This window comes from Priestia sp. VA7 (assembly GCF_055710015.1).
The window spans coordinates 984,978-997,931 of record NZ_JBVQPN010000001.1 but is presented as its reverse complement, the minus strand read 5'-3'; the positions used below and the strand labels follow the sequence as shown (position 1 = coordinate 997,931).

Genomic DNA, 12,954 nt, shown 5'->3' with positions numbered 1-12,954 from the left:
AAAAAAAGTAAAACTAAATGATGGTCTCATGCGTCTATTAGGTAGATATATACAAAAAGGGGAATATTACTACATGAAAACCATGGGCTACAAACGTATTTTGACACTGCTTGGATGCTGTATTTTGTTTCTTGGTACAGCAGGGTATATCGTCAAAGCAAACAGTACAGAGAAAAAAACGGCAAGTATTCAAACAGATCAAACCTATCCAAACGTTGAAATTCAAACGCTAGTTAAGGACCTTACCGACGGAGGCTACGCCATTAGCTACCCTTCCTTTGGTAAAAAAGAAATCGATCAATACATTCAAGCTTACGTAACAGATCAAGTGGCACACTATGAAAAAAAGCTGAAGAAGCTGTCAAAAAAGAAAAAATCTGAATTAACGATTACATATAAAATCGTCCATTACAGCAAGCAAACGCTAAGCATTGTCTTTGATGAATATGAATCGGTAAATGGAGAGAAAGGAACGTCTTCTCTCAAAACCTTTACCTTCGACCTGCCTGCTCAAAAACAAATGACGTTAAAGAATTTATTTAAAGAAGATGCAAACTATTTAGATCGCCTGTCGGCTATTTCATATGCTGAATTAAAAAAACAAATGAAAACAGCTTATTTTGACCCTGACCTTCAAAGAGGAACTCAGGCAGCTAATCAAAATTTCAGTCAGTTTGCGCTGCTTGAAAACAGTATTGTGATCTATTTTAAGCCTTATCAGCTAGGTGCTGAACAAATGAAAACCAAAACAATCGCTATCCAAAAAGATTTATTTAAAGACATGCTGAGCGATGCTTACAAAGACGAAGCAGTAAATAAAAATAAAGTCAAAGAAACGCCTCCAAAACATATCGTTAACGAAATGCCACAGCAAGGAGCACCTATTGATCCAACTAAAAAAGTCGTTGCGATGACCTTTGATGACGGACCTAACCCTTCATCTACCAATGTGATCTTAGATGGATTAAAAGAAATGAACGGGCACGCTACCTTTTTTGTGTTAGGAAGTCGCGTTCAATATTATCCTGAAACAATCGAACGTATGGTCAAGGAAGGCAACGAAGTCGGAAATCACTCTTGGGATCATCCTCAGCTCACACGTTTGAACGAAGCACAGGTCAAACACCAAATAGGCGATACCCAAGCGCTCATCAAACAAGTGAGCGGCTATGAACCACTGCATGTACGCCCTCCTTATGGAGCCGTGAACGCAAATGTAAGACGTTATATCGGAAATGTTGGTGTGACTCTATGGGATATCGATCCCGAAGACTGGAGATACAGAAACGTTCCTCACTCCGTTCAAGCGGTTATGAGCCAAGTCGGAGACGGAAAAGTTATTTTAATGCATGATATTTATCAAACAAGTGCCGAAGCAGCGGTTGAAATTATGAAGCAGCTTCACGCACAAGGGTATCAGCTTGTTACGATTTCACAGCTAGAACAAGTAAAAAAAGAGCGGGAGCAGCTGCATGTGCAGTAGCAGATAGCAGGCGAACGCGCTGCAGTCATTAGGATGGCTGCAGCGCGTTTGTTTTTTTATGCGATGTTTAATAAATGCTATACAGAGCAGCATAAACGGAATCACTACATGAAAAGGGATAAAAAGCAACACTGGCATAATCGTTAGCCCTTCTTTTAAATGCTCTTGAAAATTACTTGCAATCGTCAAAGAAAAAAATAAAATTACCGTGCCCACAGGATATGTCAGCGCAGAAGGTCGTTTCACCTTAAACAGTGTGGAAAGTCCAACAATCACGGCGTAAAAAAAGGCGCTGATTTTAACAAATGCTCCGATGACTAATGCACTCATAAAAAACACGTCCAGCCGTTCTAGCTATTACTTCAAATCCTTTGTGCACCGTATAAATAATTAACAGCATCAGCATCACATTCATTACAAATAAAGGCCTGTCGCTTGTTCCTCTGACGCCGAACCTTCTGTTTCCTTTTTATTGTCTTTGCTTTTTTGATTTTTAAATAAAGAAGGCACGATTAAAAACACCTTTTTTAGTTTTTTCCAAATAAATACTTTTTATGCAATTTTTAATAGAGTAATCAAAGCGTAAGACAAAAAAATAACAAAAACTAGCGGTAGAATGTTTTTAAGAAAAAAACAAAAACGGAGAGTGAAACGTATGAAAATCGTTTGGATATCAGCTTTGCTGTTAGGATGCTTAATGGGATTTTCTATCGGAGTGGATATGGTGCAAGGATTTAGTTTTTCCATGACCTTGCAAAATGCCTACAGTCCGTTTCGTGTTATGGAGTTCGCTGAACTATTTGTCCTTTTTTTCCTTTTGTTCTGTTTTGTAGCTGAAGTATTTTATCGTTCATTTAAAGTGAAAAAAGCAAAACAGCGACAAAAATAAAACTCCGTAAAAAACACATATTTCTCCTTTTTACCACCTATTCTCCTTCTCATTTAAATGTTATAATTTTCATAATTGGAAAAACTTTTACACGCCTTTCTACATAGAAAGCTGTACGCTTAAACTACAAAATAAACATTGACTTTGAACTAAAAGGTGAAGAAATGATGAAAAAAAAATTAGCCGTTATTAGTACAGCTTGCTTACTTATTCTTGCAAGTGATCCCATCCCTTCTTATGCTACTCCTGATTCCCCGGATTCCTCTTCCGACGTTTTGGACCAGTCAACAGACGTGGATACAACTGAAGATGTAAAAGCTATTTTTGACTCTCTCTATCAAGAAGGCTATTCGCTTGGAGAAGAAGATGGATACGCAGAGAAAAAATTTGAACAGTTTGATCAAACAACAGGACTGAACAAATCTTCTGAAGAATTCACGTGGTTTATGATGGGGTATACGGTAGGATATAAAAAAGGACAGCAGCAAAAAGAGGAAGAACTCAAGACTGAACAAGAAAATGAAATGGCTGCCGGCGAAGAGGAAGGCTATCAGCAAGGCGTCCTTGATTACAAACATGCTACTATTCAGTCAGAAATCTACCCTTTCCCTTCTAAGTCATCCGACTGGAATAAAGGGTATGTTCAAGGCTACAAAAAAGCTATTTCTTTAATGGACTTATCTGTTAAAGCAAAAAAAGAAGGCTATGACCAAGGTCTTGAAAATGATTCAATGAGTGTTCCGAGCATGTATGATGATGAGGATGTCACACGTCAGGCTTTTACAGAAGGCTTTGAAACCGCTCAAGCCGAAGTGCTGAAGCAGCAAAAAAAGCAGGTTGAAAAGCAGGGCTACGTACAAGGCTATCACGACCTTTCATTAGAAGTACCTGCAGAAGCAGAAGGCGAATTGCAAACAGCCTTTGAGCAAGGATATGAAAAAGGACAGAAACAAAAGCAAAAAGACGTAAAAGCGGACGGATACGACTCAGCTTTCACTTATCAGACCTATAGAGCGCCTAAAAGTCTTCAGGACAAGCCCGAGCTAGAAAAATGGTACAAAGCAGGTTTTTATTCGAATAAAGATGTGAAATCTTTACAGCAAAAAGCTTATAAAGACGGCTGGAAACTTGGAAAAGAAATGAGCGTTCCGAAAAAATACAAGCAAAATAAAGCTGCGGTGGCAATGTACAAGAAATATTTTGAACAAGGTCAAAAAAAGCAGGATAAAACAGTGAGTCATATCCTGCTCGGCAGCGGTATTGTTCTTACACTGGTTGCCCTTATCACACTATGGAGGCTCCGCCGACGTAAAAATGAAGAGACAACACTAGATAGCTAAAGACAAGTACATAAAAAACCCGGAAAATCGTGATTTTCCGGGTTTTTATGTTAAATAATCATTCGTTTATTTTCCGCAAGCTGAACTTCTTGCTCGTGTTTTGACTGATTTTGTTTTCGAATTTTCAAATAATAATAAACATAGCAGCCTATAAAGAAAATACCTCCGCAGTATAACGCCATTCGCTGCTCGGGATCAAACGCAAGACTGATCATAACAATACAGTTCGTAATAAGCGCTACGATAGGAAGAACCGGATAAAGAGGTGTTCTAAATTTCAGATCTTCTACTTTTCCACCTTTAGCCACGTAAGCACGACGAAATGCAAGCAGTGAAGCGGTAATCGCAATCCAGCCAATTTGAGCGCCGAGTCCAGCAAGTGAAATCAGCCATACAAAAACGGTTTTAGCTGCCACTACGCTTGAAAGCAGCGAAAAACATGAAATCACAAGCGTAATTAATAGTGCATTAAACGGAACTCCTCTTTTGTTGACTTTTCCAAGCGCAGGACTTGCCATTCCTTCTCTTGAAAGAGAATAAAGCATACGTGTAGCCGCGTAAAATCCAGAGTTTGCGACTGAAAGAAGAGCTGTTAAAATGATAAAGTTCATAATATCCGCCGCGTAAGGTACACCTACACTGTCTAACACAACAACAAACGGGCTTTCTACGACGCCTGCTTTTTCACGAGGAATCATGCTTGCTAGTATAAACACGGATAAAACGAAAAAGAAAAGCGTACGCCAAACCGTTTGCTTGATCGCTTTTGGAATTGTTTTTTCCGGATTTTCACTTTCTCCTGCCGCAATTCCAATCAATTCTGTTCCTTGAAACGAAAAGTTCACCGTAATCATTGTAATTAGCAAAGCCGTTACACCATTTGGAAACAGCCCTTCGGCAAAGAAGTTTGATAGAAGCGGTGCTTCCTGTCCGCTTTTCATATCAATGAGTCCAAACATTGCCGCTCCGCCTACAACAATAAACATAATGATGGCGAAAATTTTAACGCTTGAAAACCAAAATTCTGTTTCACCAAATGCTTTAGCTGAAAGTGCATTTAGTGAAAAAATTAACGCTCCAAAAATGGCGCACCATAACCAAACGGGCGAGTCTGGGAACCACCTTTGCATTAATTGTCCGGCAGCTAAGAACTCAAGTGCCACCGTTACTGCCCATCCTAGCCAGTACAGCCATCCAATCGCAAAACCGGTTGCAGGGCCGATAAATTTAGTGGAGTATGTTTGAAACGATCCTGCAACTGGCATAGCAACGGATAATTCTCCAAGACACAGCATCGTTAGATACATAATGATCCCTCCTACTAAGTAGGAAATCATTGCTCCCATCGGACCTGCTTCATTGATGGTATAACCTGAACCAAGGAAAAAACCGGTACCAATACATCCTCCTAGTGATATCATAAAAAGATGCCTTGTTTTCATCGTTCTTTTTAATTCTCCTGGCTGTCCCTGTGGAATATTCATCCCATTTCCTCCCTTTGCTGCATAAAAATGAAATCGCTTTCATTTTTTTAGGTTTATTTTGTTTTTATAGCCGCTTACTAGGTAGCTCTTCATGGCTGAAGTCCATGAATGCCGGATGTTTTTAAAATGGCGCCAGCCCCGTAGCGAGGATGGCAGCCGATTAGCCCTGCATGACCGTTTATTGGATCATAACAGATTTTCTTCTACACGATACCTGTAAGTAGCTCTTTCTTATAAAAGCTTATCACCAAACAATGAACTCATTAACGCAACCGCTACTTCTGCAGTTTTGTTATGCTGATCTAAAATGGGGTTCACCTCTACAAATTCAGCAGATGTAACTATGTCTGCTTCCGCTAGCATTTCCATTGCTAAATGACTTTCTCGGTAGCTGATGCCGCCTTTTACAGGTGTACCTACGCCTGGTGCATCATCCGGATCTAAGCCGTCTAAGTCCAGCGACAGGTGCACGCCGTCTGTGCCGCTTAAATAATCAATCGTTTCTTTCATCACTTGCGTCATACCTAAACGATCAATTTCATGCATGGTATACACTTTAATTCCTTTTTCTTTAATTAACTCTTTTTCACCATCATCCAATGAGCGTGCACCGATAATAACGAGATTTTCAGGTTTAATTTTTGGGGTATACCCTCCAATATTTAGAAGTACAGGATGTCCAATACCAAGGCTCACCGCTAATGGCATGCCGTGAATGTTGCCTGATGGAGATGTTTCAGCTGTGTTTAAATCACCATGAGCATCATACCAAATAACGCCTAAATTTTCTGAACCTTTTGCGACTCCTGCAAGTGTTCCAATCGCAATGCTGTGGTCTCCGCCTAATATTAACGGAAAGCGGTCTTGCTCTCTCACTTCTTCAACTCGTGCAGCAAGCTGTTCATTTCCGCTGGCTACAGCCGCTAAGTTTTTCAAATTCGTATTTTTATCTACGTCTGCCCGCTCTTTAATTTCTACTTTAATATCGCCTTCATCGTGTACGGTATAGCCAAGAGCTTCTAAGCGTGTATTCATGCCTGCATAGCGGATCGCGCTCGGCCCCATGTCTACACCCCTTCTTGTTTGTCCGTAATCCATGGGTACACCGATAATTGAAATGTCTTTTTTCATTTTCTATACCTCCGTTGCATTTTATTCTGTGTGAAGTAAACATAGGTGTTTATTTAACTATGTATTTTTTCATTGATACAGCCCCTCATCTATTTCTTATGCAAAAATGATGCCAACTTTGTTTGTAGCATTCTATCAGTCTTTTTATCACGGGTTTTCTTACACATGCCAAAAAAACTGTCGATTTCTACAACTTTTTGGCAAACCACGCAAATTTTTTTGTCGTTTCGTTTAAAATCGCCAATTTTATTTGCTTTCATAAAAAAGAGATTGCGACATAACAAATTCCATTCAACAGCTAGAAGTAACTACACACAGAAAACCTAAGTTTGTCATACCAATAAAAAAATCCGAACGAGTTGGATTCTTCATCAAGAATCTCAATTCATCGTTCGGATTTTTCTTCACCTAAAATACTTTTGTCCCAGTCTCTTTTTTAATTTGTAATAACATCTCCGTCTTCATCATCGCCTGTATCGTCTTCACCAGGATCTTTTTCTAATGAGACCACTTTCTTTTCGTCATCCCATTTCACTTTGTAGCCAAGTGATTTGGCTACTTTGATAACTGATAAATAAGAGTGATGATTTGGTTTATACAGCTTTAAGTCACTCGAATCAACGACGCCTAAACCTAACAGCAGGCGATCGGATTGAACGTAAGGCTTTCCATCAATCAGCTTCACTTGCTTATCAGTAAATGGATAAACGGCACGGTTGACTTCAACTGTAAACTCTCCTTTTTTCTCTTCTTTAATTGGTTTTGGCTGTTTGGATACATATTTAATTGCGTCTACTCCTAATACCGTGCCCTGGCGCGTATTATCAGCGCCTCCGTACATTTTCCCCGTTTCATAGTCATAGATAACCGCTTGAACGTTTCCAATATGCTCAGGCTTTTCCTCAAACGCATGTCCTTTAGCCATCATTTCAAGAATTGTATCTTGGCTAAAGCCAGGTTCCCATCTTACGGTTGGATAGCCGCCTGAATAAATACGAGGTGTTAAAATCGCTTTTTGAATCGGCATCTTATGGTCAATAACATTCATAATCGTTTCTGCTACAGACGCTATAATGGTTGGGCCTCCCGGTGAACCAATTGCCATGAACGGCTTTCCGTCTTTTAACAGCATCGTTGGAGACATGCTGCTTCGAGGACGTTTTTTAGGCTCAACCTGGTTCACGCCTCCCGGAGTGGCATCAAAATCCGTCATTTCATTGTTGAGCATAAATCCGTAGTCAGGAACCATAATTCCTGAACCAAAAACTTGTTCAATGGTAGTCGTGTAAGAAACCATGTTTCCCCATTTGTCTACAACAGAGAAATGAGTCGTTTGGCCGATTGGATTTTCTTCCTTTACTGTTGCTTTATTTGGATTTTCTTTTCCTTCATATTTCCAAGGGTCTCCTTCTTTGACATTAGGCGTTGCTTTGTTTGGATTAATTAATTTGCGACGTTCTTTAATATAATCTTCATCTAACAGTCCTTTTTTCGGCACTTCGTAAAAGTCTTCATCTGCCATATACGCCGCGCGGTCCGCGAAAGCTAAGTGCATCGCTTCCGTTAAATGCTGCAAATACTGAGGCGTATTGGAACCCATTTTTTCTACATCATAACCTTCCATTAGCTTTAAAATCTGCTGAACGGTTAATCCGCCGGAGCTAGGAGGAGCCGCACTAACCACATCGTAGCCTCGGTAAGTTGTTTTAATCGGCTCACGTTCTTTTACAACGTAATTTTTCAAATCATCCATGGTCATGCTTCCATCGCGTTTTTGAACTTCTTTAACAAGCGCTTTTCCAATTTCTCCTTTATAAAGAGCGTCTGACCCTTCTTTTTGAATAAGCTTTAATGTTTTAGCAAGATCCGGCTGAACAAGCTTATCTCCTTCTTTTAACGGCTTGCCATTCGGCACAAATACATTACCGGCCGTTTGGTATCTTTCAAGCTTGTCCGCATTTTCATCAATGTACTGAGCCATCGACCAATTTACTTTGATTCCTTGTTCTGCTTGAGTAATAGCTGGTTTAATAACATCTGATAAGTCCATTGTTCCATAATCTTTAAGGGCTGTTTCTACCCCTTTTAGCGTACCAGGAACTCCAACTGCTTTTCCTGTTATGTGACGCTTACTGAAAGGGATGACTTTTCCTTTTGAATCTAAAAACAGCTTAGGCGTGACATCAGCTGGTGCCATTTCACGGCTGTCTAGCATCGTAATTTTATCTTTCTTTTTTTCATAAATCATCATAAAGCCGCCGCCGCCGATACCTGACATCATCGGTTCCACAACGTTGAGAGATAATTGAATGGCAGCTGCCGCGTCTACAGCGTTTCCGCCTTCAGCTAAAACTTTCTTTCCTGCTTCAGCAGCCAGCGGGTGAGATGCCGCTACAATTCCTTGTGTAGCACCTCGTTTCATTGAATGGTCGACACCCGGAACTTCAGCAGCAGCTGGTGTGACAACTAAACTTAAACTAAATAATGCAATAACCAACATTTTCATAACCTTCACCTGGGTCTCCTCCTTCAAATACCTTATTTCACATCGTCTGAAACGATGGATTCCACAAGGAATAAATTTGTTTATTATGATATTTCTTACATATGTGTATAAATAAAAAGCAAAGTAAATCAGACCTTTGCTTTTTTTAGTTAGTCGCATGTTTAACTTTTCTCTCTATCCATTTACAATTATCTATATTTTCTAACAATTTATCCATAGGCTGATAGTTTCTTACTATTTTTGGAATTATGTAGACTGAACGCTCTAATAATGTAGAAAATCTAGCAGTTAAGAAGTCGTTGGACTTACATGCACTTCTTAAAATTTCTATAAATATTCCTATTGTTATATAAAAAGCAATTCTTTATGAAAAACAGCATATGTTTCCTAAAAACCAAAAATAAAACAGGACTTTTGATTCACCGTCCTGTTTGCAGCATGTTTTCGACTTTTTTAATATCCGCGTGAGTAGGATTGATTTCCCGGGCATAGGCGATTTGTTCTTTCGCTTTTTCCATTTCTTTTAATTGAATATAGGTTTTTGCGAGTTCGAGCGGCAGCATAACCCCTTCAAAACCAAGATCTTGTGCCCGCTGCAAGTAAGACAGCGATTTTTCGTAATTCCCTCCAAACATAAGCGGAGTTTCCCGGTATTTTATTCCTCGAACGAAGTGCGCCAAGCTTGAAGATGGATTTAATGTTAATGCCTGATGAAGAGCTCTGTCCATTTCTAAATTTAATACCATTTTTTCAAAAATAATTGATTCTTCGATTTGCTTTGCTAAACAAACCGCTAAGTAACAGTACAAATCAGATGCTTGAGGTTTTTTCTTCATTTCTTGTTGAATTTCGCGCTTGATCTCTTTCCACTTACCCTCTTCTAGCTGATTCATGACGTATTCTACATGTATTCCCACCACTTTGCCCTCCTTTTCCTCTTTATCATAAAGGATTTTTGCACAAATGAAAAAAATAAGTGTTCTTCATTTTTCTCAAAAGATCGTTACCGTTAAAAAACAGGCAAATTTCTCAATCACTTAACCCAATTAGTACATAGGATATAGAGAATTTTATTAAAGGAGGTTACACATATGGGCGCAAAAGGCGGTTTTGGTTTTTCATTTATCGTTGTTTTATTTATTCTATTAGTAATCGTAGGATGTTCTTGCTACTACTAATTTTTAGAGGGGATGAACATCATTCATCCTCTCCTATTTCAAAAAAAACCATGCTTTCGCATGGCTACATACCGATTAGATGAATGAGTAGAGGAACTCATTGTTCGGCAATATTGAAGAAATTTTTGGTTTTTACTTCCGCCTAGTATGCCCTTTTTGACGGGGGCTATGCGCAAATAAAGTTAACGTTTAAAAGCGAAAGCCAGACGCACCTACAATAACAAGTAAAACAAATAACACAACGATTAACGCAAAATTTTGTTTTCCCACGTACCATCCCTCACTTCCTGTTATCTGCTTTTAGTGTATGCAACAGCTTGGCAAAATGTTTAGGACAGGGGTGCGGATTTTTTTAACGAGAAAAACCTTCAAATTTCGCCAAAAAAGTGAATCATATTTTTGTTTCTTTCGTTATATATAGTAAGAGATTTTTTTACTATAAAAAAGGGGGGGCCATTAATGCGCCGACATTCTAAATTGCCCATTGTTCTTGTCTTTGCCTTCTTTTTATTCATCGCAACAGTTTTGTGCGTAACCTCTTATATGTCTTGAACGTATAAATAATATAAAAAAAACGCCTCATCGAAGGCGGTTTTTCTACCCTAGCATTATATCTTCATTTGGATAACGAACGGCTTCACGCTTTTGCTTAGATAATGAAAACGCAAGCGTTAATGGCCCCACTTTTCCTAAAAACATGATAAAGATAATAATCACGCGTCCAAAGTACGAAAGTTCAGGAGTTGCTCCCATCGATAAACCTACTGTTCCAAACGCAGAAACAACTTCAAACATAATTTTTACAAACGGCAGGTTTTCCGAAATATTTAATAGGAAAATGGCCCCAAATACAAACATAATTGAAATCATCGTGATGGCTAGTGCCTTAAACACGTGAAGAGGAAGAAGTCGTCTCTTTAATAGCACAATATCTTCCCGGCTTCGTAAAAATGCCCATACAGAAAAAACAATCACCACAAACGTTGTTAGTTTAATACCGCCTCCTGTTGACGCACTTCCTGCACCAATAAACATTAATAAGACCATTAAAAAGACCGTTGCGTCATGCAGGTGAGCTAAATCAATTGTATTAAATCCCGCGGTTCTTGTCGTTACCGCTTGAAAATAAGAAGCCCATACTTTGTCTCCTAACGATAAATTTCCGAGCGTATGCGAATTGCTGTACTCTAAGAAAAAAATAAAAAGCATGGCAGTCACATTAATCGCAAACGTGCTGATAATCATAATTTTTGAATGCAACGTTAGTTTTCTATACGATTTTTTCACCCACATATCAGCAAGAACGGTAAACCCTAACCCACCAATGATGAACAAAAAAGAAATCGTTATGTTAATAATAGGATCTCCAACATACTGCACTAAGTTATCAGAAAGTAGTCCAAACCCTGCGTTATTAAAAGCCGAAATTGAATGAAACAAGCTAAAGAACAGCCCCTTAGACCATCCGAACTCCGGAACCCAGCGTATCGCTAGAAAGATAAGTGCAACAAACTCAATTAAAAATGAAAAGATAAACAGCCTTTTAACTAGCAGGACAACTCCACCGACGCTCGTTTGATTTAGTGCCTGCTGAACGAGCATACGCTCTTTAAATCCAATTTTTTTACCTAGCATCATAAAAATCAACACGGCAAATGACATAATGCCAAGACCGCCTATTTGAATTAACAGCATAATAATGATTTGACCGATGACGGTAAAACGAGTACCTGTATCTACGACGGCTAAGCCGGTTACTGTCATAGCGGAAGTAGACGTAAAAAGGGCATCTACCCACCGGATTGGCTCAGTAGTAGAAACAGGCATCATCAATAGAAGAGCACCCATAATAATTCCTCCGCCAAAAATGGAGACAAGCAGCTGCGGAGGAGTGAGTTTAATGATTTGTTTTTTCATAAGTTAAACTCCTTCTTCTTCAAAACGGTTCAAATCGCGGTTATGTCCGATGACAATCAGCATATCTCCTTGTTCAATTATTTCATGTGCGGTAGGCGAGATCACCATTTCCCCGTCTTTTCGCTGAAAGCCGATAATATTGCAGCCATACTTGGCACGAATGTTTAAATCAAACAGCGTTTTATTATGAAGTTTCTTAGAGGCGACAATTTCGACGATACTATAATCCTTTGACAATTCAATATAATCAATGATTTTTTCTGACACCACGTGATGAGCAATACGCTTAGCAATATCGCGCTCAGGGTGAATGACTTTATCCGCTCCTATTTTTTCGAGCACTTTTTGATGATACATATTCACTGCTTTTACCCATACTTGCTTAACGCCCATATCTTTTAAAAGCATCGTTGCCAGCACGCTTGCTTCGATATCATCTCCAAACGAAATAAGAGCATGATCAACATTGCGAATACCTAGCCCCTTTAAGCTAGCTTCATCAATCGCGTTTGCTTGCACAACATATGTAGCTGAGTTGCTAAATTTATTTACTACCTCCTGATTGCGGTCAATAGCGAGCACATCCACATCCAGATTAGCAAACTCTTCAACCAAACTGCCTCCAAAACGACCTAATCCCAATACAGCAAACTGTTTTTTCATAATGTATTTATTCCTTTCTTCAACTGCTGTGTGTTCTCTTAGCTTATACTTTTTCTAAAAAATTACATCTTTTTCTTAAAAAAAGCGCAAAAAAACACAGGAAGGCTCCTGTGTTTTTCCACACTCTTCCCCCTCAAAACGCTTGCGAAGTTAGCTGTCGGGTTCGGGTTTTAAGAGTAACCCTACCTTTTTAAGGATTCACCCCGGAGCACAATATGTGCGTACATAATGGGTCCTCCGCTCCGTAATGGATTAAGCGATTTTTATTCAAATATCTATGATCTATTTTTTAGAATAATCGATTCGATTCATGATACGTTTCACTTTACGAAAGCTATCTTACTCCTGTGGATTTTGTCTGTC

Annotated in this window: 12 protein-coding genes and 1 riboswitch; of the genes, 4 read left to right on the top strand and 8 right to left on the bottom strand. The window is 39.1% G+C overall.

Annotated elements, in window-relative coordinates; translation table 11 throughout:
• Positions 1-73 precede the first annotated feature (73 nt).
• Positions 74-1,483: a polysaccharide deacetylase family protein gene (locus tag AC0C45_RS05175; protein ID WP_257061453.1), complete on the top strand. Its 1,410-nt coding sequence runs from the start codon at positions 74-76 to the stop codon at positions 1,481-1,483.
• Here AC0C45_RS05175 and AC0C45_RS05170 read toward each other — a convergent pair.
• Positions 1,439-1,813 carry a GerAB/ArcD/ProY family transporter gene (locus AC0C45_RS05170; RefSeq protein ID WP_472927935.1) on the bottom strand — a complete coding sequence of 125 codons (375 nt, stop codon included), beginning with the start codon at positions 1,811-1,813 and terminating at the stop codon, positions 1,439-1,441. The two genes, AC0C45_RS05175 and AC0C45_RS05170, sit on opposite strands and share 45 nt — an antisense overlap.
• 325 nt (positions 1,814-2,138) lie before the next feature.
• Between AC0C45_RS05170 and AC0C45_RS05165 the strand changes: the two genes are divergently transcribed.
• Both AC0C45_RS05165 and AC0C45_RS05160 read left to right on the top strand, forming a co-directional pair.
• Positions 2,139-2,372: a YczF family membrane protein gene (locus AC0C45_RS05165; RefSeq protein WP_095378640.1), complete on the top strand. Its 234-nt coding sequence runs from the start codon at positions 2,139-2,141 to the stop codon at positions 2,370-2,372.
• A gap of 167 nt (positions 2,373-2,539) precedes the next feature.
• Positions 2,540-3,712: a hypothetical protein gene (locus AC0C45_RS05160; RefSeq protein ID WP_472927934.1), complete on the top strand. Its 1,173-nt coding sequence runs from the start codon at positions 2,540-2,542 to the stop codon at positions 3,710-3,712.
• A 50-nt stretch (positions 3,713-3,762) separates the two neighbouring features.
• Here AC0C45_RS05160 and AC0C45_RS05155 read toward each other — a convergent pair whose 3' ends face one another.
• The 4 genes from AC0C45_RS05155 to AC0C45_RS05140 form a co-directional block, all read right to left on the bottom strand.
• Positions 3,763-5,196 carry an amino acid permease gene (locus AC0C45_RS05155; RefSeq protein WP_237892823.1) on the bottom strand — a complete coding sequence of 478 codons (1,434 nt, stop codon included), beginning with the start codon at positions 5,194-5,196 and terminating at the stop codon, positions 3,763-3,765.
• A gap of 231 nt (positions 5,197-5,427) precedes the next feature.
• Positions 5,428-6,327, bottom strand: a complete 900-nt coding sequence (gene rocF / locus AC0C45_RS05150; RefSeq protein WP_013084571.1) for an arginase — start codon at positions 6,325-6,327, stop codon at positions 5,428-5,430.
• 436 nt (positions 6,328-6,763) lie between these two features.
• On the bottom strand, positions 6,764-8,842 hold the full coding sequence (gene ggt / locus AC0C45_RS05145; RefSeq protein WP_171776715.1) for a gamma-glutamyltransferase: 2,079 nt from the start codon (positions 8,840-8,842) through the stop codon (positions 6,764-6,766).
• Between the two features lie 410 nt (positions 8,843-9,252).
• Positions 9,253-9,750 (bottom strand): tetratricopeptide repeat protein, encoded by a 498-nt coding sequence (locus AC0C45_RS05140; protein ID WP_230184466.1) that lies wholly within the window; start codon positions 9,748-9,750, stop codon positions 9,253-9,255.
• Between the two features lie 174 nt (positions 9,751-9,924).
• Here AC0C45_RS05140 and AC0C45_RS05135 point away from each other — a divergent pair, with 174 nt between their 5' ends.
• Entirely contained in the window at positions 9,925-10,011 is an 87-nt protein-coding gene (locus AC0C45_RS05135; RefSeq protein ID WP_016765201.1) for a YjcZ family sporulation protein, read from the top strand.
• Between the two features lie 189 nt (positions 10,012-10,200).
• Here AC0C45_RS05135 and AC0C45_RS05130 read toward each other — a convergent pair whose 3' ends face one another.
• From AC0C45_RS05130 to AC0C45_RS05120, 3 genes are all read right to left on the bottom strand, one after another.
• Positions 10,201-10,281 carry a YjcZ family sporulation protein gene (locus AC0C45_RS05130; RefSeq protein WP_016765202.1) on the bottom strand — a complete coding sequence of 27 codons (81 nt, stop codon included), beginning with the start codon at positions 10,279-10,281 and terminating at the stop codon, positions 10,201-10,203.
• A 327-nt stretch (positions 10,282-10,608) separates the two neighbouring features.
• Entirely contained in the window at positions 10,609-11,928 is a 1,320-nt protein-coding gene (locus AC0C45_RS05125; RefSeq protein ID WP_034649551.1) for a TrkH family potassium uptake protein, read from the bottom strand.
• Positions 11,929-11,931: 3 nt separating this feature from the next.
• A complete protein-coding gene (locus AC0C45_RS05120) occupies positions 11,932-12,591 on the bottom strand; it encodes a potassium channel family protein (RefSeq protein WP_013058591.1) in 660 nt (219 codons plus the stop codon).
• A gap of 124 nt (positions 12,592-12,715) precedes the next feature.
• Positions 12,716-12,860: riboswitch (cyclic di-AMP (ydaO/yuaA leader) on the bottom strand.
• Positions 12,861-12,954: the final 94 nt, after the last annotated feature.

Bases quoted from the DNA above. Each gene is read 5' to 3' on its own strand.
- AC0C45_RS05175 (WP_257061453.1), top strand. From the start codon at position 74: ATGAAAACCATGGGCTACAAACGTATTTTGACACTGCTTGGATGCTGT.
- AC0C45_RS05170 (WP_472927935.1), bottom strand. From the start codon at position 1,813: ATGAGTGCATTAGTCATCGGAGCATTTGTTAAAATCAGCGCCTTTTTT.
- AC0C45_RS05165 (WP_095378640.1), top strand. From the start codon at position 2,139: ATGAAAATCGTTTGGATATCAGCTTTGCTGTTAGGATGCTTAATGGGA.
- AC0C45_RS05160 (WP_472927934.1), top strand. From the start codon at position 2,540: ATGAAAAAAAAATTAGCCGTTATTAGTACAGCTTGCTTACTTATTCTT.
- AC0C45_RS05155 (WP_237892823.1), bottom strand. From the start codon at position 5,196: ATGAATATTCCACAGGGACAGCCAGGAGAATTAAAAAGAACGATGAAA.
- rocF (WP_013084571.1), bottom strand. From the start codon at position 6,327: ATGAAAAAAGACATTTCAATTATCGGTGTACCCATGGATTACGGACAA.
- AC0C45_RS05135 (WP_016765201.1), top strand. From the start codon at position 9,925: ATGGGCGCAAAAGGCGGTTTTGGTTTTTCATTTATCGTTGTTTTATTT.
- AC0C45_RS05125 (WP_034649551.1), bottom strand. From the start codon at position 11,928: ATGAAAAAACAAATCATTAAACTCACTCCTCCGCAGCTGCTTGTCTCC.
- AC0C45_RS05120 (WP_013058591.1), bottom strand. From the start codon at position 12,591: ATGAAAAAACAGTTTGCTGTATTGGGATTAGGTCGTTTTGGAGGCAGT.